The 23,312-nt window shown below is 69.4% G+C and carries 23 protein-coding genes; 11 read left to right on the forward strand and 12 right to left on the reverse strand.

Annotated elements, in window-relative coordinates; genetic code table 11:
- The first annotated feature begins 46 nt into the window (after nucleotides 1–46).
- Complete coding sequence (locus tag O6P37_RS22550) at nucleotides 47–2,347, forward strand: molybdopterin guanine dinucleotide-containing S/N-oxide reductase (protein WP_269896172.1); 2,301 nt, start codon at nucleotides 47–49, stop codon at nucleotides 2,345–2,347.
- Nucleotides 2,348–2,395: 48 nt separating this feature from the next.
- Here O6P37_RS22550 and O6P37_RS22555 read toward each other — a convergent pair whose 3' ends face one another.
- The 6 genes from O6P37_RS22555 to O6P37_RS22580 are packed head-to-tail and all read right to left on the reverse strand — an operon-like array spanning nucleotide 2,396 to nucleotide 8,120.
- Nucleotides 2,396–3,274 (reverse strand): alpha/beta fold hydrolase, encoded by an 879-nt coding sequence (locus O6P37_RS22555; protein ID WP_269896173.1) that lies wholly within the window; start codon nucleotides 3,272–3,274, stop codon nucleotides 2,396–2,398.
- 25 nt (nucleotides 3,275–3,299) lie between these two features.
- Entirely contained in the window at nucleotides 3,300–4,709 is a 1,410-nt protein-coding gene (gene hflX, locus O6P37_RS22560) for a GTPase HflX (RefSeq protein WP_269896174.1), read from the reverse strand.
- A gap of 45 nt (nucleotides 4,710–4,754) precedes the next feature.
- On the reverse strand, nucleotides 4,755–5,627 hold the full coding sequence (gene dapF, locus O6P37_RS22565; RefSeq protein WP_269896175.1) for a diaminopimelate epimerase: 873 nt from the start codon (nucleotides 5,625–5,627) through the stop codon (nucleotides 4,755–4,757).
- 4 nt (nucleotides 5,628–5,631) lie between these two features.
- Nucleotides 5,632–6,555: a tRNA (adenosine(37)-N6)-dimethylallyltransferase MiaA gene (gene miaA, locus O6P37_RS22570; RefSeq protein ID WP_269896176.1), complete on the reverse strand. Its 924-nt coding sequence runs from the start codon at nucleotides 6,553–6,555 to the stop codon at nucleotides 5,632–5,634.
- The gene (locus O6P37_RS22575; protein WP_269896177.1) at nucleotides 6,552–7,238 is read right to left on the reverse strand and encodes a class III extradiol ring-cleavage dioxygenase family protein; all 687 of its coding nucleotides are present in this window, start codon (nucleotides 7,236–7,238) and stop codon (nucleotides 6,552–6,554) included. Before O6P37_RS22575 ends, miaA begins: the two co-directional genes overlap by 4 nt.
- 9 nt (nucleotides 7,239–7,247) lie before the next feature.
- A complete protein-coding gene (locus O6P37_RS22580) occupies nucleotides 7,248–8,120 on the reverse strand; it encodes a DMT family transporter (protein WP_269896178.1) in 873 nt (290 codons plus the stop codon).
- Between the two features lie 191 nt (nucleotides 8,121–8,311).
- Between O6P37_RS22580 and O6P37_RS22585 the strand changes: the two genes are divergently transcribed.
- Nucleotides 8,312–9,751, forward strand: coding sequence for a DUF349 domain-containing protein (locus O6P37_RS22585; RefSeq protein WP_269896179.1), 1,440 nt, complete (start codon nucleotides 8,312–8,314; stop codon nucleotides 9,749–9,751).
- On the opposite strand, the gene O6P37_RS22590 is transcribed toward O6P37_RS22585, so the two are convergent.
- The gene (locus tag O6P37_RS22590; protein ID WP_269896180.1) at nucleotides 9,748–10,497 is read right to left on the reverse strand and encodes a hypothetical protein; all 750 of its coding nucleotides are present in this window, start codon (nucleotides 10,495–10,497) and stop codon (nucleotides 9,748–9,750) included. The two genes, O6P37_RS22585 and O6P37_RS22590, sit on opposite strands and share 4 nt — an antisense overlap.
- Before the next feature lie 80 nt (nucleotides 10,498–10,577).
- On the opposite strand from O6P37_RS22590, the gene O6P37_RS22595 reads away from it, so the two are divergent.
- Nucleotides 10,578–11,198, forward strand: coding sequence for a TetR/AcrR family transcriptional regulator (locus O6P37_RS22595; RefSeq protein ID WP_269896181.1), 621 nt, complete (start codon nucleotides 10,578–10,580; stop codon nucleotides 11,196–11,198).
- Between the two features lie 6 nt (nucleotides 11,199–11,204).
- Here the strand turns inward: O6P37_RS22595 and O6P37_RS22600 are convergent, their stop codons facing one another.
- Nucleotides 11,205–11,801: an Rv2732c family membrane protein gene (locus O6P37_RS22600; RefSeq protein ID WP_269896182.1), complete on the reverse strand. Its 597-nt coding sequence runs from the start codon at nucleotides 11,799–11,801 to the stop codon at nucleotides 11,205–11,207.
- On the reverse strand, nucleotides 11,798–13,318 hold the full coding sequence (gene miaB, locus O6P37_RS22605; protein ID WP_269896259.1) for a tRNA (N6-isopentenyl adenosine(37)-C2)-methylthiotransferase MiaB: 1,521 nt from the start codon (nucleotides 13,316–13,318) through the stop codon (nucleotides 11,798–11,800). Before miaB ends, O6P37_RS22600 begins: the two co-directional genes overlap by 4 nt.
- Before the next feature lie 158 nt (nucleotides 13,319–13,476).
- On the opposite strand from miaB, the gene O6P37_RS22610 reads away from it, so the two are divergent.
- The 4 genes from O6P37_RS22610 to O6P37_RS22625 are packed head-to-tail and all read left to right on the forward strand — an operon-like array spanning nucleotide 13,477 to nucleotide 16,649.
- Nucleotides 13,477–14,205, forward strand: a complete 729-nt coding sequence (locus tag O6P37_RS22610; RefSeq protein ID WP_269896260.1) for an amino acid ABC transporter ATP-binding protein — start codon at nucleotides 13,477–13,479, stop codon at nucleotides 14,203–14,205.
- A gap of 27 nt (nucleotides 14,206–14,232) precedes the next feature.
- Nucleotides 14,233–15,066 carry a glutamate ABC transporter substrate-binding protein gene (locus O6P37_RS22615; protein ID WP_269896183.1) on the forward strand — a complete coding sequence of 278 codons (834 nt, stop codon included), beginning with the start codon at nucleotides 14,233–14,235 and terminating at the stop codon, nucleotides 15,064–15,066.
- Between the two features lie 21 nt (nucleotides 15,067–15,087).
- A complete protein-coding gene (locus O6P37_RS22620) occupies nucleotides 15,088–15,768 on the forward strand; it encodes an amino acid ABC transporter permease (protein ID WP_264011345.1) in 681 nt (226 codons plus the stop codon).
- A complete protein-coding gene (locus O6P37_RS22625) occupies nucleotides 15,768–16,649 on the forward strand; it encodes an amino acid ABC transporter permease (RefSeq protein WP_269896184.1) in 882 nt (293 codons plus the stop codon). Before O6P37_RS22620 ends, O6P37_RS22625 begins: the two co-directional genes overlap by 1 nt.
- A 42-nt stretch (nucleotides 16,650–16,691) precedes the next feature.
- Here O6P37_RS22625 and O6P37_RS22630 read toward each other — a convergent pair whose 3' ends face one another.
- From O6P37_RS22630 to recA, 3 genes are all read right to left on the reverse strand, one after another.
- A complete protein-coding gene (locus tag O6P37_RS22630) occupies nucleotides 16,692–17,111 on the reverse strand; it encodes a hypothetical protein (RefSeq protein WP_269896185.1) in 420 nt (139 codons plus the stop codon).
- A 197-nt stretch (nucleotides 17,112–17,308) separates the two neighbouring features.
- Nucleotides 17,309–17,857, reverse strand: coding sequence for a recombination regulator RecX (gene recX / locus O6P37_RS22635; protein ID WP_269896186.1), 549 nt, complete (start codon nucleotides 17,855–17,857; stop codon nucleotides 17,309–17,311).
- Nucleotides 17,820–18,860, reverse strand: a complete 1,041-nt coding sequence (recA, locus tag O6P37_RS22640) for a recombinase RecA (RefSeq protein ID WP_269896187.1) — start codon at nucleotides 18,858–18,860, stop codon at nucleotides 17,820–17,822. The genes recX and recA overlap by 38 nt, the downstream gene beginning before the upstream one ends.
- A 274-nt stretch (nucleotides 18,861–19,134) precedes the next feature.
- Here recA and O6P37_RS22645 point away from each other — a divergent pair, with 274 nt between their 5' ends.
- The 4 genes from O6P37_RS22645 (at nucleotide 19,135) to O6P37_RS22660 (ending at nucleotide 23,311) form a co-directional block, all read left to right on the forward strand.
- Nucleotides 19,135–19,464, forward strand: coding sequence for a hydrogenase maturation nickel metallochaperone HypA/HybF (locus O6P37_RS22645; protein WP_264011352.1), 330 nt, complete (start codon nucleotides 19,135–19,137; stop codon nucleotides 19,462–19,464).
- 1 nt (nucleotide 19,465) lies between these two features.
- Nucleotides 19,466–20,332: a hydrogenase nickel incorporation protein HypB gene (gene hypB / locus O6P37_RS22650; RefSeq protein ID WP_269896188.1), complete on the forward strand. Its 867-nt coding sequence runs from the start codon at nucleotides 19,466–19,468 to the stop codon at nucleotides 20,330–20,332.
- Between the two features lie 34 nt (nucleotides 20,333–20,366).
- Nucleotides 20,367–21,422, forward strand: coding sequence for an NADH-quinone oxidoreductase subunit B family protein (locus tag O6P37_RS22655; RefSeq protein WP_264011354.1), 1,056 nt, complete (start codon nucleotides 20,367–20,369; stop codon nucleotides 21,420–21,422).
- A 92-nt stretch (nucleotides 21,423–21,514) separates the two neighbouring features.
- Nucleotides 21,515–23,311 (forward strand): nickel-dependent hydrogenase large subunit, encoded by a 1,797-nt coding sequence (locus O6P37_RS22660; protein ID WP_269896189.1) that lies wholly within the window; start codon nucleotides 21,515–21,517, stop codon nucleotides 23,309–23,311.
- Nucleotide 23,312: the final 1 nt, after the last annotated feature.

The raw sequence follows: 23,312 nt of genomic DNA on the forward strand, positions 1-23,312 counted from the left end.
TGGTTGGTCGCCCGTGGCCCGGCGGTCTGGTCATAAACTCGACACCGTGCCCACCCGCCCCACCAGCCTCACCCACTGGGGCGGCTTCACCGCGGACGTCCGGGCCGGCGACATCGCCGCGGTCGCACCCCTGGCGGGCGATGCGGATCCCTCACCACTGCTCGGCAACCTGCCCGGCTCCATCCGGCACCGGTCGCGGATCGCCCATCCGGCCGTGCGCCGGGGATGGCTGCGCGACGGCCCGGGACCGACGACGCTGCGCGGCGCCGACGAGTTCGTCGCCGTCGGCTGGGAGGAGCTGACGGAGCTCCTGGCCGGTGAGCTACGCCGGGTCGTCGACACCCACGGCAACGAGGCGATCTACGGCGGCTCCTACGGCTGGGCAAGCGCGGGCCGGTTCCACCACGCGCAGAGCCAGGTGCACCGCTTCCTCAAACTGCTCGGCGGCTACACGTTCTCGCGGCACTCCTACAGCCTCGGCGCCACCGGGGTCATCATGCCGCGGGTGGTCGGCACCCACGACGACCTGTTCAAGCGGTCCACCGACTGGGAGGTGATGGTCGCCCACACCGATCTGATGGTGTGCTTCGGCGGGGTGGCACTGAAGAACACCGCGATCAACCACGGCGGCACCACCGCTCACCCCGCACGAGATGCGTTGCGCCGCATGCGGGAACGCGGTGCACAGATCGTGTCGTTCTCGCCGTTGCGCGACGACCTCGAGGGCGAGTGCGAATGGCATGCGCCGGTGCCCGGCACCGACGTGGCGATCATGCTGGCCCTGGCCTACGTGCTGGCGACCGAGAATCTGGCCGACCGCGAGTTCCTGCACCGGTACTGCACCGGCTACGACCGTTTCGAGCGCTATCTGCTCGGCGCCGACGATGCGACGCCCAAGACCCCGAAGTGGGCCTCGGCGATCTGCGGACTGCCCGCCGCCGAGCTGACCGCACTGGCCCGCCGGATGGCGGCCGCCCGCACGATGGTCACGGTCAGCTGGTCACTGCAGCGGATCCGGCACGGCGAACAGGCGCCGTGGATGGGTTTGACGCTGGCCGCCATGCTGGGCCAGATCGGCCTGCCCGGAGGCGGTTTCGGTCACGGCTACGGGTCGATGAACGAACCGGGCCTGCCGCCGCTGCGCTGCGGTCTGCCGAAGTTGCCGCAGGGTCTCAACGCGGTGCGCACGTTCATCCCGGTCGCCGCCGTCAGCGACATGCTGCTGCATCCGGGAGCCGAATTCGACTACAACGGGCTGCGGCTGACCTATCCCGACATCAAGCTGGTGTACTGGGCCGGCGGCAACCCGTTCCACCACCACCAGGACATCGGCCGGTTGCGCCGTGCGCTGGGCCGTCCCGAGACCGTCGTGGTGCACGAGCCCTATTGGACGGCGATGGCCCGACACGCCGACATCGTGATCCCGTCGACCAACGCGTTCGAACGCGACGACTACTCGGGATCGCGCAACGACCCGATGCTGATGGCGATGCCGAAACTCGCCGAACCCTACGCACAGTCCCGCGACGACTACACGACGTTCGCCGCGCTGGCCGACCGCCTCGGCTTCGGTGAACAGTTCACCGAGCGCCGCACCGCCCGCCAGTGGCTGGCCCATCTCTACGACAAGTGGTCGGCACAGCTGGATTTCGACGTGCCGTCGTTCGAGGAGTTCTGGCGGGTGGGCCGGCTCCGGTTGCCGACCGACGACGGGCTGACGCTGCTGGCGGACTTCCGTGCCGATCCGCGGGCACACCGGCTGGGCACACCGAGCGGGCTGATCGAGATCTTCTCCACCGACATCGACTCGTTCGGCTACGCCGACTGCGCGGGTCATCCGCGGTGGTACGAGCCCACCGAATGGCTGGGCGGTGACCGCGCGCGGCGCTACCCGCTGCACCTGCTGGCCAACCAGCCGGCGTCGCGGCTGCACGGCCAACTCGACGGCGGTGCCACCAGTCAGGCCGCGAAAGTGGCGGGGCGCGAGGCGATCCGGATGCACCCGGACGATGCGGCGATCCGCGGGCTGGCCGGCGGTGACGTCGCACGGGTGTTCAACGACCGCGGCTCATGCCTCGCCGGCGTCGTGGTCGACGACCGGCTGCGGCCACAGGTGGTGCAGTTGCCGACCGGGGCGTGGTACGACCCGGCCGATCCGGCCGACCCGGAATCGATGTGTGTACACGGCAATCCGAACGTGCTCACCGAAGACGTCGGGACGTCGTCACTGGCGCAGGGCTGCACCGGGGCGCACGTGCTGGTCGAGGTCGAGAAGTACCGCGGCACACCGCCACCTGTGCGGGCCCACGAGCCACCGGTGCTCCACCCGCGAGCAGACGCACAGTGATGCCCGACGCGGCGCGTCGCAGACATTTTGCGTCTGTTCGCCGATGAACTAAGCCAGTGCGGCCCGCAACTCGGCGGCCAGCCTCGTCGGGGCGTCCACGGTCAGCATATGATTCGCGCCCGGGATCGACACCGTCCGCACTCCGGTGATCAATGCCTCGGCACGGTCGAGCGCCGATCGCGGACCGGTCCGGTAGATCACCTCCCGGTCCCCGATCACCACGGTGGTGGGCGCAACGATCCGTCGGAGTTCGTCGTCGGTGAGCACCGTGGGCGGTGTGACCTCGGGCCGCAGAATGCGAGCGGACAGCAGGTTCGACACGATCAGGTCGGGCCCCGGGTGAGACATCACCTCCGGCGTACTCGACATCCACCGGATGAATCGGCGCACCCGTTCAGGTGAGCGCAACAGCCCCGAGGCGAGCATCCGCACGTAGAACTCCGCGACTATCGGCGCGAGCGTGGCGGCCGGACAGATCAGCACCAGCCGCTCGACCAGTTTCGGTTCCTGCACAGCGAGGTTCGCAGCCAGCCAGCCACCGTAGGAGAGGCCCGCCACCTTCGCGCTGTCGATCCCGAGGCCCCCGAACACCTCGGTCAGCCAGGTCATCAGGTCGGGCACACCGCGGGCCCGCCGCGACGCCACGCTCTTGTTCGCTTCGGTGATCGTGTCCACGCAATAGCAGCGGTGATCCGCGCTGAGCGCCTCGATCACCGGTGCCCACATCACGGCCGTCGCCGCGGCGCCGTGCAGCAAGACCAGCGGCGGGGCTGCTTCTGGGCCGCCGACGATGACGTGGGTGGTGCCGAAACCGGTTGACACATCTCGCTCTTCGAACGGGACCGGCCAATCGCTCAGAATCGCGTCGTACTTCGCGATGAACCGCGCGCGGGAGTCGGGCGTGCGGAACGGGTCGAGCTTCGCCATTCGCCGATGCTAACGGCGCGAACGCCTAGAAGGTCGCGAAGTCCCGCAGGCCTGCCGACAGCGCAACCGGGACCCTGGCCTTGATGCGGGTGCCCTGCTCGGTGTGCTCCGTGGCGTCCACCCTGCCGTCGGCGTGGATGCGGGCGACGAGATCGCCGCGGTCGTAGGGCACCGTGACGTCGATGACGACGTCGGTGGGTTCGACCAGTTCGGCCATCCGCGTACGCAGCCGGTCGAGCCCCTCTCCGGTGCGCGCCGAGACGAACACCGCACCGGGCAGCGCGCTGCGCAGCTGGGCCAGTATCAGCCCGCTCGCGGCGTCGACCTTGTTGACCACCAGCAGTTCCGGCGGCGGCGCCATGTCGTAGTCGGCCGCGACCTCGTTGATCACCTTGCGCACCGCGTTGACCTGGGCCAGCGGGTTCACATCGGACCCGTCGATGACGTGCACGAGCAGCTCGGCGTCGACGACCTCCTCCAGCGTCGAGCGGAACGCCTCGACGAGCTGGGTCGGCAGATGCCGCACGAAGCCGACGGTGTCGGTCAGCACGAACGGCCGTCCGTCGTCGAATTCGCCTCGGCGCGTTGTCGGTTCGAGGGTCGCGAACAGCGCGTTCTCCACCAGCACACCGGCTCCGGTGAGCGCGTTGAGCAAACTCGACTTACCGGCGTTGGTGTAGCCCACGATCGCCAGGGCCGCGACGTCGCTGCGTCGCCTGACACTGCGCTGGGTGTCGCGGATCTTCTTCATGTCCTTGATCTCGCGGCGCAGTTTCGACATCCGCTCGCGGATCCGGCGGCGATCGGTCTCGATCTTGGTCTCGCCGGGACCGCGAGTGCCGACGCCGCCGCCGCTGCCGCCCGCGCCGCCACCCTGACGGGACATCGACTCACCCCAGCCGCGCAGCCGGGGCAGCATGTACTCCATCTGCGCCAGCGACACCTGTGCCTTGCCCTCGCGGCTGGTGGCGTGCTGGGCGAAGATGTCGAGGATCAACGCGGTGCGGTCGATCACCTTGACCTTGACCGCCTTCTCCAGCGCGTTGAGCTGGGCGGGGCTCAGCTCGCCGTCGCAGATGACGGTGTCGGCGCCGGTCGCCAGGACGATCTCACGCAGTTCCTGGGCTTTGCCGGAACCGATGTAGGTGGAGGCGTCGGGTTTGTCGCGGCGCTGGATCAGTCCTTCGAGCACTTCGGAGCCGGCGGTCTCGGCCAGCGCGGCGAGTTCGGCGAGGCTGGCGTCGGCGTCGGCGGCGCTGCCCTCGGTCCACACGCCGACCAGCACCACCCGCTCCAGGCGCAGCTGGCGGTATTCGACCTCGGAGACGTCGGCGAGTTCGGTGGACAGCCCGGCGACACGGCGCAGGGAGGCGCGGTCTTCGAGGGCGAGCTCACCGGTGCTCGGGATGTCGCGGGAGTATTCGGGATACGTCATAGGCGAATCAAGGTTCGCACGGAGTCCATGTGTCATGCACCTCGATTAACGCAGATGGGAGCGCCACCATTCCTCGGCGAGCTCCCCGTCGGCCAGCAGCACCGACGGTCCGCGCAGGTAGCTGGTCGCTTCGGTGACCGTGACGGCGACGCTGCCACCGGGGATGACGACCGTCAGCCGCCCGGTCTGGGCGCCGTCGTGGGCGAGTGCGGCCACGGCGGCCGCGACGGTGCCCGTCCCGCAGGACCGGGTCTCCCCCACCCCCCGTTCGTGCACGCGCATCGACACCACGCCGTCGACCGGAGCGGTGAGCACCTCGACGTTGACGCCGTGCGGGAACTGCGCGGCGTCGAAGTGCACCGGCGCGGCGACGTCGAGTGCGGCGAGGCCGTCGGCGGTCAGGCCGGCGTCGACGCAGGCCAGATGGGGGTTACCGACGTCCACCGCCAGGCCCTCGAACACCCGGCCGCCCACGGTCGCGGTGCCCGGCCCGAGCTGGTTGGCCTTGCCCATCTCGACCGTCACGTCGGCTGACAGCCGGTCGACCTCGTGCAGCACCACCGGTCGTGGACCGGCCAGCGAGCCGACGACGAACTCGTCACGCGATTCCAGGCCGGCGGCGCGCAGGTAGTGCGCGAACACCCGGACGCCGTTGCCGCACATCTGGGCGATCGAGCCGTCGGCGTTGCGGTAGTCCATGTACCAGTCACCCTCGGCCACCCCGTCGGGCATCCGGTCGAACACGCCTGCCGCCAGCGCGGCGCCTGCCGTCGTCACGCGGAGCACGCCGTCGGCGCCGAGGCCGCGGCGCCGGTCGCAGAGCGCGGCCACCGCGGCGGGCGCCAGGTCGACCTGCGCGTCGAGGTCGGGCAGCACGACGAAGTCGTTCTGCGTGCCGTGCCCCTTGGCGAACTTCACCTGGTCAGGATACGTGCGTTCCAGCCCGCCATACGGCCAGCGCCCGGCCTACACCGTCGGTCGCCGCGCCGTCCAGCCACGTGATGCGGTGATCGCGGCGGAACCAGGAGCGCTGCCTGCGGACGTAGCGCCGGGTGCCGACGAAGGTCGGTTCGCGGGCCGCCTCGCCGTCGCCGCCGCCGTCCAGGTCGGCGATCACCTGCGCGTAGCCCAGCGCGCGGGCCGCGGTGACGCCCTCGCGCAGTCCGCGACCCAGCAGCGCGCTGACCTCCCCGACCAGGCCGTCGGCGAACATGGTGTCGGTGCGCTGCGCCAGCCGCTCGTCGAGAACCGGTGTCGGCCAATCCAACCCGACGATCGCGGTATCCCAGCGCGGCGGCGCGCCGATCGCGGGCGCCGACGCCGCGAACGGCCGGCCGGTCAGCTCCACCACCTCCAGCGCACGCACGATGCGCCGCCCGTCGGTGGGCAGGATGGCCGCGGCGGCATCGGCGTCGACGGCCGCCAGCTCCCGGTGCAGCTCGGCCACCCCGGCGTCGGCGAGCCGCTGCTCGTAGCGGGCGCGCACCGCCGGATCGGTGGCCGGGAAGGACCACTCGTCGAGCAGCGACTGGACGTAGAGCATCGACCCGCCGACGATCACCGGCACCGCGCCGCGGGCCGCGATCGCCTCGACGTCGGCGGCCGCGGCGGCCTGATACCGCGCGACGGTCGCTGTCTCGGTCACCTCGAGCACGTCGAGTTGGTGATGCGGCACCCCGCGTCGCTCGGCCACCGGCGTCTTCGCCGTGCCGATGTCCATCCCGCGGTAGAGCTGCATGGCGTCGGCGTTGACGATCTCGCCGCCGATCCGCTCCGCGACGGCCAGGGCCAGCGCCGACTTCCCGGTGCCGGTGGGCCCGATGACCGCCAGCGGCCGAGCGCTCACGGCGTCCACAGGCCGACGAAGTACCCCACTCCGTACGGCGCACCGCGGTAGAGCTCCTCTGCCGATCGCGGCGCTGGTTCGGCAAGACCCGCGAGCACCTGAAAGGCGACCCGGCCGACGACGGCGTCCGGCAGTCCGTGCAGCGCCGTGACGTCACCGCCGGCCAGTGCGTCGTCGAGCGCCTGCTGCACGGCCACCGAGTCGGGGTCGTATCCGCCGGGGGCGGGCGGGGTCAGCGTGTGCGCACCGTCGGCGACGACGAGCACACCGAATTGTTCGTCGGCGGCGTCCAGCTCGGCGTGCAACCGTCGGCCCAGCTCGGTCGCCTCGCCGGCGTCGAGGCCGGCCGCACACACCCGCACCTGCGCGGTGGCGGTGGGCTGGGCCTGCCCGCGGATCCAGCCGGCGATCAGGGCGCACAGCGGGAGGTCGACGGGCGACGCGCCGTCGCCGGGTGACAGCGCCACGCGCTCGTCGGCGCCGTATCCGGCGAACGTCCCCGCCTGTGAGGCGTCGATGACCGCGTCGTGCGGACCTGCGCCGACGGCGACCCAGCGGGCGGGCAGCGCCGCGGCGGCGGTCAGCACCGCGTCGCGCAGGCCGGTCAGCTCGGCGGCCGCGGCGCCCGCCAGCCGGGGCACCATGACCGGCGCCGAGGGCACGATCGCGATGGCGGTGAGCACGCCACCAAACTAGTGGCCGGCGGGTGTGTCGGCGCCGGCCGCCTCGCCGCGTGCCAGCGCCGCCGTGGCCACCACCATCGTCGCCGCCGCGGCGATCAGCGTGAACCAGCCGGCCTCGCCCGGCCGCAGCGCCTCGCCGAGTACGACGACACCGAGCACCGACGCCACCACCGGTTCGGTCACCGTCATGGTGGGCAGCGACGCGGTCAGCGCGCCCGCCCGGAACGACGCCTGCTGCCAGGCGGTCCCGGCCACCGCCACCAGCGCCCAGGCGTAGAGCTCGGGCATCCGCAACACCGCGAGCAGACCGTCGTCCAGGCGGTCGACCACGCCCTTGGTCAGCACGGCGAACAACCCCCACAGCGCTCCGGACACCACCGCAAGCAGCACGGCAGCCGCAGGCCCGGACCAGATCCTGGCCCCGATCACGCACAGCACCAGCGCGGGCCCGAGCACCACGGCCACCGACGTCCACACCTCGAGCGAGGCCCGGGCCTGACCGGCGGTGGGATTGCCGACGGTGACGATCACCGCGACCGCCCCTGCGAGCAGCGCCGCCCACAGCCACTCCCAGCGGGTCACCCGCCGGTGGGTGAGCCGGGCGTTGATCGGCAGAGCGAACAGCAGAGAGGTGACCAGGACTGCCTGCACCAGCAGCACCGAGCCCAGGCCGAGGGCGGCGGCCTGCAGCGCGAAACCCACCGCCGACACCCCGCTGCCCAGCCACCACTGCCGGTCCCGCAGCAGCCGCAGGAACAGGCCGGTGTGGCTGACCGGTTCGTCGGTGACCTCGTGGGCCGAACGCTGATGGACGACGTCGCCGATCGCGATGAACAGCGCGGCGCCGAGTGCCAGCAGCGCGGCGATATCCGCCTTGGCCATCGCGGTCATGCCTTCCTGCCGGGTGCGCGTGTGGCGTCGAGCCTGCCCAGGAAGGCGCGTCGGTTGCAAACCGGGAAGGCCAAGGCGCGCGCATCACGGGCGGTGACCTGTTTCAATTACGTCGGTACATGCGAGGCGCCGCGTCGCGCGGCAGTGCGCGGATCTTCCGCGCGGAGGTGCGAGGAACCGATATGACGACCAGTGAGCCCGGTGCGGGATCCGACGACGATCGACCGGCAGACAGTGAGGTGACCACACCGGCCGACACCGGTGCGGACGCAGCGACGCCTGCGGCACCGGCACCGGCCCCTGCCCCGGCACCGACGCCCCGGCCAGGCCCGAAACCGGCGCCGAGGCCCGGTGCGGCACGGCCGGCGCCCCGGCCCGGACGGCCCGCGCCGGTGGTCACCGCGCCGCCGGCCAGCGATCCGCACCGCTTCGGGCGGGTGGATCCCGACGGCACCGTGTGGCTGATCACCGCGTCCGGTGAGCGCACCATCGGCTCCTGGCAGGCCGGCGACACGGAGGCCGCGTACGCGCACTTCGGCCGGCGATTCGACGATCTGCACACCGAGGTGGCGCTGCTGGAGACCCGGCTGGCGTCCGGCACCGGCGACGCCCGCAAGATCAAGTCGGCGGCCGCGGCCCTGGCCGAGACCCTGCCGACGGCGCACGTGCTGGGCGACGTGGACGCGCTGGCCGTCCGGCTCGCGGCGATCGCCGAGCACGCCGACGAGGCGTCGCAGGCCGAGAAGGCGCGCCGCGAGGAGCACCGGGCGGCTCAGCTCGCCCGCAAGGAGGCGCTCGCCGCGGAGGCCGAGGAGCTGGGCGCCAACGCCACCCAGTGGAAGTCCGCGGGTGACCGGTTGCGCGAGATCCTCGACGAGTGGCGCACCATCAGCGGGCTCGACCGCAAGACCGACGACGCGCTGTGGAAGCGGTACTCGGCGGCCCGTGAGACGTTCAACCGGCGGCGCGGTTCGCACTTCGCCGAGCTGGATCGCGGCCGCGCGGGCGCCCGGCAGGCCAAGGAGGCGCTGTGCGAACGCGCCGAGGCGCTCGCCGAGTCCACCGACTGGGGGCCGACCAGCGGGGCGTTCCGCGATCTGCTCGCCGAGTGGAAGGCCGCCGGGCGAGCCGCCAAGGACGTCGACGACGCGCTGTGGCAGCGCTTCAAGGGCGCGCAGGACCGGTTCTTCTCCGCCCGCAACGCCGCCACGTCCGAACGCGACAACGAGTTCAAGGCCAACGCCGCGGCCAAGGAGGCGCTACTGGCCGAGGCCGAGCGGATCGACGTGACCGACGTGGATGCCGCCCGTGCGGCGATGCGCACCATCGGCGACAAGTGGGATGCGATCGGGAAGGTTCCGCGTGAGCGGAGCGCCGACCTGGAACGGCGGATGCGCGCGGTCGAGAAGAAGGTCCGCGACGCCGCGTCCAGCGGCTGGTCGGACCCCGAGGCGCAGGCCCGCGCAGATCAATTCCGCACGCGCGCAGAACAATACGAGCGGCAGGCGGAGAAGGCCGCCGCGGCGGGGCGCACCAAGGACGCCGAGCAGGCGCGGGCGAACGCCGAGCAGTGGCGGCAGTGGGCCGAGGCCGCGGTCGAGGCGCTGGGCAAGCGGCGCTAGATCGGCAGCCGCCGGTACAGGATCGGTTGCGCAGCAACGTTGTTGGCGGCGAACGTGGTGAGCACGAACCGGCGGAACGACGGGCGCAACGCCAGGTGCGGCAGGAATGTGCGGAAGTTCGGCCAGCTCGCGTGGTTGATGATGCCGTAGTCGGCGGGTTCGCCGGCCAGCGGTTCCAGCACGGTCGAGTCCGGCAGCGCGGTGTGGTCGACGAACCAGCGTGCGGTGTAGTGCCACACCGGGACGAGGCGCTGCGGGTCGTCGGCGTAGAAGAAGTTGAACAGGAACACCGAAGGCCGGCCGTGGTCGACGTCGGCGATCCGTCGCACGTTGCGGGCGGCGATCTCGTGGGTCCTGGTCGCCGTCGCCGACATCCGCTCCACAAGGTGCCGATAGCCGCTGTCGGCCCGTAGTGCGACCGCGCTCTGCGGGTCGGTCGTGCGCACCAGCACCACCACGTCGAACCTCGCCGGTGTCACCGTCGCCGCGCGCCGCCGCAGCAACTCCCTGCCCATTCCGGGGGCCACCAGCACGGCGTCGAAGAGATCGGCCTCGATGACGTCCGGCGACTGCCGCAGGGCACGCACGTCGGCGCGGATCTCGTCGAGCAGGGCGCGCTTTCGCCTGCTGTTAGGCGCCACGGGCGGTCGGTCGTCGACGGTGGCCGCCAGGAGTACATAGCCCGATCCGTTGGGCTCCTGCAGCGCAACGGGTTCCACGTCACCGCGGGGCATCACGATGGTCATCTCGACTCCTCGTCTCGTTCGAAATTTTAATTCGTCGATGATGAATATCAGGTTAGACGCGCGGCCGCTAGAATTCAACCGTGGTGAATAAGCGTCGTCCCGGCCGTCGCGCCGGCAGCTCCGACACCCGCGCGGAAATCCTGCGCGCGGCACGGGCACGATTCACCGAGGCCGGCTACGCCGCGGCCACCATGCGGGCGATCGCCACCGACGCCGGCGTGGACGCGGCCCTGATCAGCTACTTCTTCGGGTCCAAGCAGCAGCTCTTCGGCGAAGCCTTCGCGCTGCGGGCCAACCCGGTGCAGGTCATCGCCGGCGAGGTCGATGCGCCGGCCGCCGAACTGCCCCGGCGCCTGCTGAGCGCGCTGGTCACCACCTGGGACGACCCCCAGAATCGGCCCGCCCTGCTGACCATCGCGTCGGCGGGCGGCGAGGCGAAGGGGTTCGCGCTGACCCGGGGGTTCGTCGAGGAGGCGCTCGCCCGACCGGTCGCCGAGAGGTTGCAGGCACGCGGCATCGAACCGGAGGTGGCGCGAACGGCGTCGGCCACCCTGGCGACGGCGCTGGTGGGAGTGATCTACGCGCGCTACGTGCTGGAGGTCGACGCGGTGGCCCAGATGTCGGGTGCGGACTTCGTGGACGCCTACACACCTGTGGTGCGGGCGGCGCTCACCGGCTGCCTGCCGCCGGCAACCGACTGAGCGGCGCTAGGTCGCGGGAGGGCCGTCCGGATCGTCGCCGAAGTCGTCAAGCAGTCCCTTCTGCTGACCCTCGGCGGCCCGGCGGCGGCGTTCCTCCTCGGCGGCCAACTGCACCGCGGTGCGCGACCACACCACCCTGGCCCAGTGGAAAGTCAGCACGATGACGGCGATCCAGCCGATGACGAGGCCGATTCCGGGCCCGGGATACTGCTCGGCCGCGGTCTGCCTGGACCACACCGCGAGCATCCCGATCGGGCAGGCGACCGCCGAACCCGCGAGGGCGACCCACGCGACTGCCCACCGCCGGGTCAGCAGCGCGAGCATCGAGAAGCCGACCGAGAAGACCAGCGCCAGCCAGGTGAAGACCCGCGACGGCAGCGACACCCCTTCGCTGACCGCGGTATCCGCGCCCACCAGCACGTCGAAACCCTTGGCGCCACCGGTGTGCGGAAGGATGAGCGACAGCAGCACCACGAAAACCAGTACCGCCACCACGAGCGCCCGCGAGCCGGGCTCGAACTCGCGCGCCATCCGTCGTTCGACATCCTCGATGTCGCCCTTGAACTGGTCGAAGCCGTTGCCGGGACCACCCGCGGCGCTCATCGACCGCACCCGTCCGGTGTCGCCGCCTTCGGCGGGGCGCCGATGCCCGGAATGCCAAGGCCCACACCCGTGCGGGGTCGCCGCCCCTCGGCGTGGGCGTCGCCGGCACGGGTCCGGCGGTGCGCGAGCAGGCCGGCGTCGGCGATCAGGTGATGGGGCGCGGCGCCGGTGACGGTCGTGGTGACGATGTCGCCGGGCCGGATGTCGGCCCCGCCCGGGGCGAAGTGCACCAGCCGGCCGTCGCGCGAGCGCCCCGACATGCGCGCGGTGCTCGCGTCTTTACGTCCCTCACCGGTGGCGACCAGGAGTTCGACGGTGGTGCCCACCTGTGCGGCGTTCTCCTCCATCGAGATTCGCTCCTGCAACGCGATCAGCCGCTGATAGCGTTCCGACACCACGTCTTTCGGCAGCTGACCGGGCATCTCCGCGGCGGGCGTGCCCGGCCGCTTCGAATACTGGAAGGTGAACGCGCCGGCGAATCTCGCCCGGGCCACCACGTCGAGGGTCGCCGCGAAGTCCTCTTCGGTCTCCCCCGGGAATCCGACGATCAGGTCGGTGGTGATCGCCGCGTGCGGAATCGCATCGCGCACGCGGTCGATGATCCCGAGGAAGCGGTCGGCGCGGTAGGAGCGTCGCATCGCGCGCAGCACCCGGTCGGACCCGGACTGCAGCGGCATGTGCAGCGTCGGGCACACATTGGGCGTCTCGGCCATCGCCTCGATCACGTCGTCGGTGAACTCGGCCGGGTGCGGAGAGGTGAACCGCACCCGCTCCAGCCCGTCGATGTGTCCGCACTCGCGCAGCAGCTTGGCGAACGCCCCGCGGTCGCGCGGCAGCCTCGGGTCGGCGAACGAGACTCCGTAGGCGTTGACGTTCTGACCGAGCAGGGTGACCTCGAGCACGCCCTGGTCCACCAGAGAGCGCACCTCGGCCAGGATGTCGCCCGGGCTGCGATCCACCTCTTTGCCGCGCAGCGCGGGCACGATGCAGAACGTGCAGGTGTTGTTGCAGCCCACCGACACTGAAACCCATGCCGCATAGGCGGATTCGCGCGCCGCCGGAAGCGTCGACGGGAACTCCCGCAGCGACTCCTCGATCTCGACCTGCGCGACCCTGTTGTGGCGCGCGCGCTCGAGCAGCGCAGGCAGCGAACCGATGTTGTGGGTGCCGAAGACCACGTCGACCCACGGGGCCTTGCGCAGCACCGCGTCGCGGTCCTTCTGCGCCAGACAGCCGCCGACGGCGATCTGCATGTCGGGGTCGGCCTGCTTGCGCGGCGCCAGGTGACTGATGTTGCCGTAGAGCTTGTTGTCGGCGTTTTCGCGCACCGCGCAGGTGTTGAACACCACCACGTCGGCGTCGGCCCCCTCGGCCGCGCGCCGGTATCCGGCCGCCTCGAGAAGACCGGCCAGCCGTTCGGAGTCGTGCACGTTCATCTGGCAGCCGTAGGTGCGGACCTGGTAGGTACGCACAGCAGGGCCGGCGGCGCTGTCCGCCGCCGCCTCTCGCGTCACCATCGAAGTCACGCGCCCATGGTACGGGCAGCGCACCGGCGCCCGACCGTGCGGATTGATCAGTTCCCGGCATGCTGAGCGTTACCTGGGTAAGGTCTCCAGCCATGGACAGCTCCGGCCGGGAAGCGCAGGTCGCCGATCCACCTCCGCAGACCGTGCCGATGATCGCGATGGAGCAGGTCAACAAGCATTTCGGCAGCCTTCATGTACTCAAGGACATCAACCTGCGCGTCGAACGGGGCCAGGTCGTCGTGGTGATCGGTCCGTCGGGCTCGGGGAAGTCGACGCTGTGCCGCACCATCAACCGGCTGGAGACCATCGACTCGGGCAACATCGCGGTCGACGGCGAGCGGCTGCCCGACGAGGGACGCCGCCTGGCGCAGCTGCGGTCCGACGTCGGCATGGTGTTCCAGTCGTTCAACCTGTTCGCGCACAAGACGATTCTGGAGAACGTCACGCTCGCGCCGATGAAGGTGCGGCGGCTGTCCAAGGACAAGGCCCGCGCCGAGGCGATGACGCTGCTCGAGCGGGTGGGCGTGGCCAACCAGGCCGACAAGTATCCCGCCCAGCTGTCGGGCGGGCAGCAGCAGCGGGTCGCGATCGCGCGGTCACTGGCGATGACGCCCAAGGTGATGCTGTTCGACGAGCCCACCAGCGCGCTGGATCCCGAGATGATCAACGAGGTGCTGGCCGTCATGACGTCACTGGCATCCGACGGTATGACGATGCTCGTGGTGACCCACGAGATGGGATTCGCCCGGCGGGCGTCGGACCGCGTCGTCTTCATGTCCGACGGCGCCATCGTCGAGGACGCCGAACCCGCGGAGTTCTTCGACAACCCGCAGACCGACCGCGCCAAGGACTTCCTCGGCAAGATTCTCCACCACTGATTCCCGGCGAAAGGAAACCCAAGACCCATGCCGTCCCTCTCCGTGCCCTCCCGGTGGCGCGCCGCCGGTGTCGTCGCACTCGCCCTTGCCCTGCCGTTCGCAGCGACCGCATGTGGCGGCGGTGGCGGCAGCGGTGACAGCGACAAGATCGTGATCGGCACGAAGTTCGATCAGCCCGGCCTCGGGCTGCGCAACCCGGACGGCCAGCTGACCGGCTTCGACGTCGACGTCGCCACCTATGTCGCCGGTGAACTCGGCTACGCCCCGGACAAGATCGAGTGGAAGGAGTCGCCGTCGGGCCAGCGCGAGACGCTCATCCAGAACGACCAGGTCGAGTTCATCGCCGCCACCTACTCGATCACCGACGCGCGCAAGGAGAAGGTCGACTTCGCGGGGCCGTACCTGCTCACCGGGCAGAGCCTGCTGGTGCGGCAGAACAACACCGACATCACCGGGGCGGCGTCGCTGCAGAACAACAAGAAACTGTGCTCGGTGACGGGATCCACTCCGGCGCAGAAGATCAAGGACGAATACGCCGGCGTGCAGCTGCAGCAGTACGACACGTACTCGGCGTGCATCGAGGCGCTGAAGAACGGTGCCATCGATGCGGTGACCACCGACGAGGTGATCCTCGCCGGCTACGCCGCGCAGCAGCCAGGGCAGTTCAAGATCGTCGGCGACACCTTCTCCGAGGAGCGCTACGGCATCGGGCTGAAGAAGGACGACGCCGAGCTGCGCACCAAGATCAACGACGCGCTCGAGAAGATGGAGTCGAGCGGCGCCTGGAAAGAGGCGTTCGACAAGAATCTCGGGCCGGCGGGGATCACGGCGCCCGCACCGCCGAAGATCGACCGGTACTGAGCCGGAGGTCTGGCCCGGGCCGTGGACGTCTTCACCCAGTACCAGGACCAGATCTTCGCGGCGTTCTGGATCACCATCAAGCTGACGCTGTACTCGGCGATCGGCGCACTGATCCTCGGCACGGTGCTGGCCGCGATGCGGCTGGCACCGGTGCCGGTGCTCAACTGGCTGGGCACCTCCTACGTCAACGTGGTGCGCAATACGCCGCTGACGTTGATCATCCTGTTCTGCTCGTTCGGTCTGGGTAACACGCTGGGCATCACCCTGGTCGACGCCGAATCGCTGACGTCCATCGCCGACAGCGGGTTCCGGCTCGCGGTCGTCGGATTGACCGTCTACACGGCGTCGTTCGTGTGCGAGACCGTGCGCTCAGGGGTGAACACGGTGCCGCTCGGGCAGGCCGAGGCCGCGCGGTCGCTGGGGTTCTCGTTCGGCCAGAACCTCCGGTTCATCCTGTTGCCGCAGGCGTTCCGGTCGGTGATCCTGCCGCTCGGCTCGGTGCTCATCGCGCTGACCAAGAACACCACGATCGCCTCGGCGATCGGGGTGGCCGAGGCGGCGACGCTGATGAAGGTGATGACGGAGAACACTGCGGCGCTGCTCCTGGTGGGATTCATCTTCGCCGTCGGATTCGTCATCCTGACGCTGCCGATGGGCCTGGTGTTCGGTTGGCTCGGAAAGCGATTGGCGGTGCGACGCTGATGAGCTCCGCCTCGGTGTTGTTCGACGCGCCCGGTCCCCGCGCGCGGATCCGCAACATGATCGCCACGCTGGTCGCCGCGCTGATCGCGGTCGCCGTGATCGCCGTCGTGGTGTGGCAGTTCTGGAAGCAGGGGCAGTTCACCGCGGCGAAGTGGGAACCGTTCCTCACGCCGAACCTGTGGAAGACCTACCTGCTCCCGGGTATTCAGGGCACGTTGACCGCCGCGGCGCTGTCCATCGTGCTCGCCTTGATCCTGGGGTTCGTGCTCGGTGTGGGCCGGCTGTCGCTGCATCCGCTGATCAGCTGGCCGTGTGCGGTGTTCGTCGAGATCTTCCGTGCCATCCCGGTGCTGATCATGATGATCTTCAGCTTCGCCGCGTACGGCATCTACGACGTGGTGCCGTCGAAATACCAGGCACTGGCCGGCGTGGTCACCGGGCTCACCCTCTACAACGGTGCGGTGATCGCCGAGATCGTCCGCGCCGGGGTGAACGCGCTACCCAGCGGGCAGGCGGAGGCGGCGTCGGCGCTCGGCCTGCGGTGGGGCCAGACGATGCGCGCGATCCTGCTGCCGCAGGCCGTGACATCGATGCTGCCCGTGCTGGTGTCGCAGATGGTGGTGGTGCTCAAGGACACCGCGATCGGCTACCAGATCCTGTTCCTCGAGGTCGTCCGCCAGGGCACCAACATCGGGTCGGCGTACAGCAACTACATCCCGGCGCTGATGGTCGTCGCGGTGATCCTGATCGCCATCAACTTCGCGCTGTCGGCGTTTGCGACGCGGCTGGAACGCCGCATGCGCCGGTCCCATCGCGGACCCGCACCCCTGCACGCCGACGCGGTCGAACAGGAGGGCGCGCCCGGCGCCAAGGTGGTGTAGCGCAGGCGATCGTGAAGCTGTACTGAACGAGATCCCCCAGAACTAGACGTTCGCCGGGTGGTACCGCAGCTCGCCGTCGCACGGTGACAGGTAGCCGAACGAACGCCGTTGCGGCACAGCGCCGTCCGCGGCGGCGATCTCCGCATCGTCGGTCTCGAAGCCGATGATCGCCCGCCGGAATTCGACCTCGCGATAGACCTGCGCGCCGATCGCCGCGAACCACGCGTCCAGCGGGGCGCGCCACGACAGCGACAACGGGCCGCCGTCGTCGCCGAACGGAAAGCCACCGATGCGGGGATCAGTCCGCGCCAGCGCACCCACCGGGAGATACAGGTTCAGCCAGTCGGTCCCGTCACTCATCCGGATCGCCAGCCCGCCGCACACCGACACTGCACCGCCGGGCAGAGTGAGCCGCCCGTAGAGATGACCGAACCTCGACAACGACTCGACCGTCAGCGGCACCGCCGCCTGGTCGGCGGGCTCGCGGGTCCTGTCGGCGTAGCAGCCGTCGATGCCCGCAGCGCGCCACAGGGCGTCGAGCGCGGCGCCGAGTCGCGCGTCGTCGCGATGCCCGACGTCGATGGACAGTTCGTAGAACCCGCCCGCCCAGTTGTCGCCGTCGGTGAACGCACCCGGATCGGCCTCGGCGGGAGAGCCGGTCAGACCCGCCGCCGTTCCCGTTCGCCTGCCACCGCGACCTTGACCACGTCGAGTGCCATCGACTGGCTGTAACCGCGGCGGGCCAGCATTCCGACCAGCCGCCGCACCGCCTTGGCTTCCGCGTCGTCGTCGTCGAGCCGCTCGCGGCGCAGCCGGTCGCGGACCAGCTGCTCGGCCCGCTGGCGTTCGGCGCCGGCATCGACGTCGGCCAGCACCTCGTCGATCACCTCGCGGTCGACGCCCTTGGTGCGCAGCTCGGCGGCCAAGGCGCGCTTGCCCTTTCCGGCGTGCGTGTGCCGGGAGCGCACCCACTGCTCGGCGAAGTCACGGTCGTCGATCAGGCCGACCTGGGCCAGCCGGTCGAGCACCTGCGTGGTCACCTCGTCGGGATAACCCTTGCCGGCCAGCTTGGTCTCGAGCTCGGCCCGGGTCCTCGCCCGCGCGGTGAGCAGACGCAGGCACAGCGCCCGCGCCTGCTCTTCGCGCTTGGCCGGCGCGACGTCGGTGGACTCAGAAGTCAACGGGAGCCGGCAGGACGTCTTCGGCATTCACGACGGCCCCGATGCCGAGCTTCTCCTTGATCTTCTTCTCGACCTCGTTGGCGACGTCGGGGTTCTCCATCAGGAAGTTGCGGGCGTTCTCCTTGCCCTGGCCGAGCTGCTCACCCTCGTAGGTGAACCAGGAGCCGGACTTGCGGATGAAGCCGTGCTCGACACCCATGTCGATGAGCGAGCCCTCGCGGCTGATGCCCTTGCCGTAGAGGATGTCGAACTCGGCCTGCTTGAACGGCGGCGACACCTTGTTCTTGACGACCTTGACCCGGGTGCGGTTACCCACCGCGTCGGTGCCGTCCTTGAGGGTCTCGATGCGCCGGACGTCCAGCCGCACGGAGGCGTAGAACTTCAGCGCCTTTCCGCCCGTGGTGGTCTCGGGCGAGCCGAACATCACGCCGATCTTCTCGCGCAGCTGGTTGATGAAGATCGCGGTGGTCCCCGAATTGCTCAGCGCGCCGGTGATCTTCCGCAGCGCCTGGCTCATCAGGCGGGCCTGCAGGCCGACGTGGCTGTCGCCCATCTCACCCTCGATCTCGGCGCGCGGCACCAGGGCGGCCACCGAGTCGATGACCAGGATGTCCAGCGCGCCGGAGCGGATCAGCATGTCGGCGATCTCGAGCGCCTGCTCACCGGTGTCGGGCTGGGACACCAGCAGCGAATCGGTGTCGACGCCGAGCCTCTTGGCGTAGTCGGGATCCAGTGCGTGCTCGGCGTCGATGAACGCCGCGATGCCTCCTGCGGCCTGCGCGTTGGCCACCGCGTGCAGCGCGACGGTGGTCTTACCCGAGGACTCCGGGCCGTAGATCTCGACGACGCGGCCGCGGGGCAGGCCGCCGATGCCGAGCGCCACGTCCAGAGCGATCGAGCCGGTGGGGATGACCGAGATCGGCTGGCGCACCTCGTCGCCGAGTCGCATCACCGACCCCTTGCCGTGACTCTTCTCGATCTGGGCGAGGGCCAGCTCGAGGGCCTTCTCGCGATCCGGGGCTTGCGCCATGGTCTTCTCCGTCCTGTGATGTTCGGTGATCGGTGTCGATCAGTTGGCCGTGACGCTAGAGGTAGCCACCGACAAGTCGGCCTGACCAGCATCTAGCCGTCGAACACCGTCCAGAGTAGACGAACACCTGTTCGACTCAAGCGGACACGCCGGTCGCCGGCGAGCAGACATGAAATCGCACTCCGAGGGGCGCGTCGATGCGATTGTGCGTCTGCTCACCAAATCGGGTGACCGGGCCTATCGTGGGGCGGACCGGCCCGGAACGGGGCACCAGATGCACGAGATGGCGATCACCCAGAGTGTTGTCGACGCGGTGTGCGAGCACGCCGCAGGCCGCCGCGTGCACAGCGTCAGGCTCGAGGTCGGCGCCCTGTGCGCCGTCGTGCCGCACGCCATGGAGTTCTGCTTTGAACTCGCGACCCAGGGCACGGTGGCCGACGGCGCCCGGCTCGACGTCGACCTGCGCCCGGGCGTCGCACGCTGCCGGACATGCGGATCGGACTTCGAACTGGGTGACCTGATCCTGCTGTGCCCGTGCGGCAGTGCCGATGTCGAGGTCCTCGCCGGCCGGGATCTGCGAATACTCTCGATGGAAGTGAGCTGACATGTGCGCGACCTGCGGCTGCGGTGACGACGGGGCGGTGATCACGCCGGCCGGCCAGGCCCCGGCGCATCACCACCACACCCACGCTGACCACGACCACACCCACGTCCACACCGAGACCGTGTCCCTCGAACAGAAGGTGCTCGCCAAGAACGATCTGGTGGCCGCCGAGAACCGGCGGTGGCTCGCCGAGCACGACATCCTGGCGTTCAACCTCACCAGTTCACCCGGCGCGGGCAAGACCACCCTGCTCGAACGCACCATCCGGGACCTCGGCCGGGACCGGCCGATCGCCGTGATCGAGGGCGATCAGGAGACCCTCCTCGACGCCGACCGCATCCGGCGGGCCGGCGCCCGCGCCGTCCAGGTCAACACCGGCGCCGGCTGCCACCTCGACGCCGAGATGGTCCGCCGCGCACTCGAGGCGCTACACCCCGACCGCGGCACGTTGCTGTTCATCGAGAACGTCGGCAACCTGGTGTGCCCGGCCATGTTCGACCTGGGCGAGCACAGCAAAGTCCTGGTGATCTCGGTGACGGAAGGGGCCGACAAGCCCTTGAAGTACCCGCACATGTTCGCCGCCGCAGGCGTGGTGATCGTGAACAAGATCGACCTGTTGCCCTATGTCGACTTCGATGTCGACGTCTGCGCGGGCCACGCCCGCTCGATCAACCCGGGCCTGGACATCCTGGCGCTGTCGGCGACGGCGGGCGATGGTACCGCGGACTGGTATGCCTGGATCGCAGATCTGGCAAACCAGCCCAAGTTGGATATGTCACAAGATCTCGTTGACAAGACAATGTCGGCCGGAGTAGACCAAAAGATTAGCGCCGCGCAAGTGGGCCGAAGGTCGACTCCGGCGGTGTAGGGATCCCCAGCCCGGGTCCCGGAGAGCTGTGGCGATGCCCAGTGAGGCAGCAGTCAAAGCAGAAGAGGCCTTGATCCACGTTCTGTGGATCAACGCCGGATTGAGTTGTGACGGTGACTCTGTGGCGCTGACTGCCGCCACGCAACCCAGCATCGAGGAGATCGCCCTCGGCGCCCTCCCCGGGCTGCCGAAGGTCGCCGTGCACTGGCCGCTCATCGATTTCGAATGCGGGCCCAACGGTGGCGCCGACGACTTCCTCGAATGGTTCTTCAAGGCCGACCGTGGCGAATTGGAACCGTTCGTGCTGGTGGTCGAGGGATCGATTCCCAACGAGCAGCTCAAGACCGAAGGTTACTGGTGCGGCTTCGGCAACGACCCGGCGACGGGCCAGCCGATGACCACGAGCGAATGGCTGGACAGGCTCACGCCGAAGGCGACCGCGGTCGTCGCGGTGGGGACCTGCGCGACCTACGGCGGTATCCACGCGATGGCGGGCAATCCGACTGGGGCGATGGGCGTGCCGGACTATCTCGGTTGGGACTGGAAGAGCAAGGCGGGAATCCCGATCGTCTGCGTGCCCGGATGTCCGATACACCCGGACAACCTCTCCGAGACGCTGACCTACCTGCTGTACATGGCGACCGAGCAGGCGCCGATGATCCCGCTCGACGATGCGCTGCGGCCGCAGTGGCTGTTCGGTCAGACTGTCCACGAGGGGTGTGACCGGGCCGGCTACTACGAGCAGGGCGACTTCGCCGACGAGTACGGCTCGCCGAAATGCATTGTCAAGCTTGGCTGCTGGGGTCCGGTCGTCAAGTGCAACGTGCCCAAACGCGGGTGGATCAACGGTATCGGCGGGTGCCCGAACGTCGGTGGCATCTGCATCGGCTGCACGATGCCCGGTTTCCCGGACAAGTTCATGCCGTTCATGGACGAGCCGCCCGGCGGCAAGGTGTCCACGACGGCGTCGGGCCTCTACGGCTCGGTCATCCGCAGCCTGCGCCACGTCACGGGCAAAACCGTGGACAAAGAACCCAAGTGGCGCCATCCCGGCCTGAAACTCGAGACCGGAGCGACTCGCACCTGGTAGTGCCGCCGTAAAAGACCGCACTCAAGCAGGCGAGGCCATCGCGGGCACAATGCCGCCCGCGCATTGATATTCGATGAAAGCAGTGCACTCCGATGACAACGACAGTTCCCGAGCCATCCGTCGTGAAACGCGATCCCGGCCAGCTGGTCGAGATGGCGTGGGACCCCATCACCCGCATCGTCGGCAGCCTCGGCATCTACACCAAGATCGACTTCGAGAACCGCGAAGTCGTCGAGTGCCACAGCACATCGTCGATCTTCCGCGGCTACTCGATCTTCATGAAGGGCAAGGACCCCCGGGACGCGCACTTCATCACCAGCCGCATCTGCGGGATCTGCGGCGACAACCATGCCACCTGCTCGTGTTACGCGCAGAACATGGCCTACGGCGTGCAGCCGCCGCACGTCGCGGAGTGGATCGTCAACCTCGGCGAGGCCGCGGAATACATGTTCGACCACAACATCTTTCAGGAGAACCTGGTCGGGGTGGACTACTGCGAGAAGATGGTCGCCGAGACCAATCCGAGCGTGCTGGCCAAGGCCGAGAACACCCAGGCTCCGCACGCCGACATGCACGGGCACCGCACCATCGCCGACATCATGCGGGCGCTCAATCCGTTCACCGGCGAGTTCTACCGCGAGGCCCTCCAGGTCAGCCGGTGGACGCGGGAGATGTTCTGCCTCATGGAGGGCCGCCACGTGCACCCCTCCACGCTCTACCCGGGCGGTGTCGGCACGGTCGCCACCATCCAGTTGATGACCGACTACATGACCCGGTTGATGCGCTACGTGGAGTTCATGAAGAAGGTCGTGCCGATGCACGACGACCTGTTCGACTTCTTCTACGAAGCGCTGCCCGGCTACGAGCAGGTGGGTCTGCGGCGGACGCTGCTGGGCTGCTGGGGCTCGTTCCAGGATCCCGAGCACTGCAATTTCGCGTACAAGGACATGGAGAACTGGGGCCGCAAGATGTTCGTCACCCCGGGGGTGGTGGTGGACGGCAAGCTGCTCACCACCTCCCTGGTGGACATCAACCTCGGCATCCGGATCCTGCTGGGCAGTTCGTATTACGACGACTGGGAAGACCAGGAGATGTTCGTCAAGAACGATCCCCTCGGCAACCCCGTCGACCGCAGGCACCCGTGGAACCAGCACACCAATCCCAAGCCGCAGAAGCGCGACTTCGACGAGAACTACAGCTGGGTGATGTCACCGCGCTGGTACGACGGCAAGGACCATCTGGCGCTCGACACCGGCGGCGGTCCGCTGGCCCGGTTGTGGTCGACCGCGCTGGCCAACCTGGTGGACATCGGCTACGTGAAGTCGACCGGTCACAGCGTGCAGATCAACCTGCCCAAGACCGCGCTCAAGGGCCCGGTCGAGTTCGAGTGGAAGATCCCGCAGCACGGCAGCAACACGATCGAACGCAACCGCGCGAGAACGTATTTCCAGGCCTACGCCGCGGCGTCGGCCCTGCACTTCGCGGAGAAGGCGCTCACGGAGATCCGGGCCGGGCGGACCAAGACCTGGGAGAAGTTCGACGTCCCCGACGAGGGCATCGGGTGCGGGTTCACCGAGGCGGTGCGCGGCGTGCTGAGCCACCACATGGTGATCCGGGACGGCAAGATCGCGAACTACCACCCGTACCCGCCGACCCCGTGGAACGCCAATCCGCGCGACAGCTACGGCACACCGGGGCCGTACGAGGATGCGGTGCAGGGGCAGCCGATCTTCGAGGAGAACGACCGCGAACACTTCAAGGGCATCGACATCATGCGCACCGTGCGCAGTTTCGATCCGTGCCTGCCGTGCGGGGTGCACATGTACCTGGGTGAAGGAAAGAGCCTCGACCTGCTCCACTCCCCCACCCAGTCGGTCACCGGGGAATAGG

The sequence above is a fragment of the Mycobacterium hippophais genome (assembly GCF_027529605.1).
Classification (GTDB): domain Bacteria; phylum Actinomycetota; class Actinomycetes; order Mycobacteriales; family Mycobacteriaceae; genus Mycobacterium; species Mycobacterium arseniciresistens.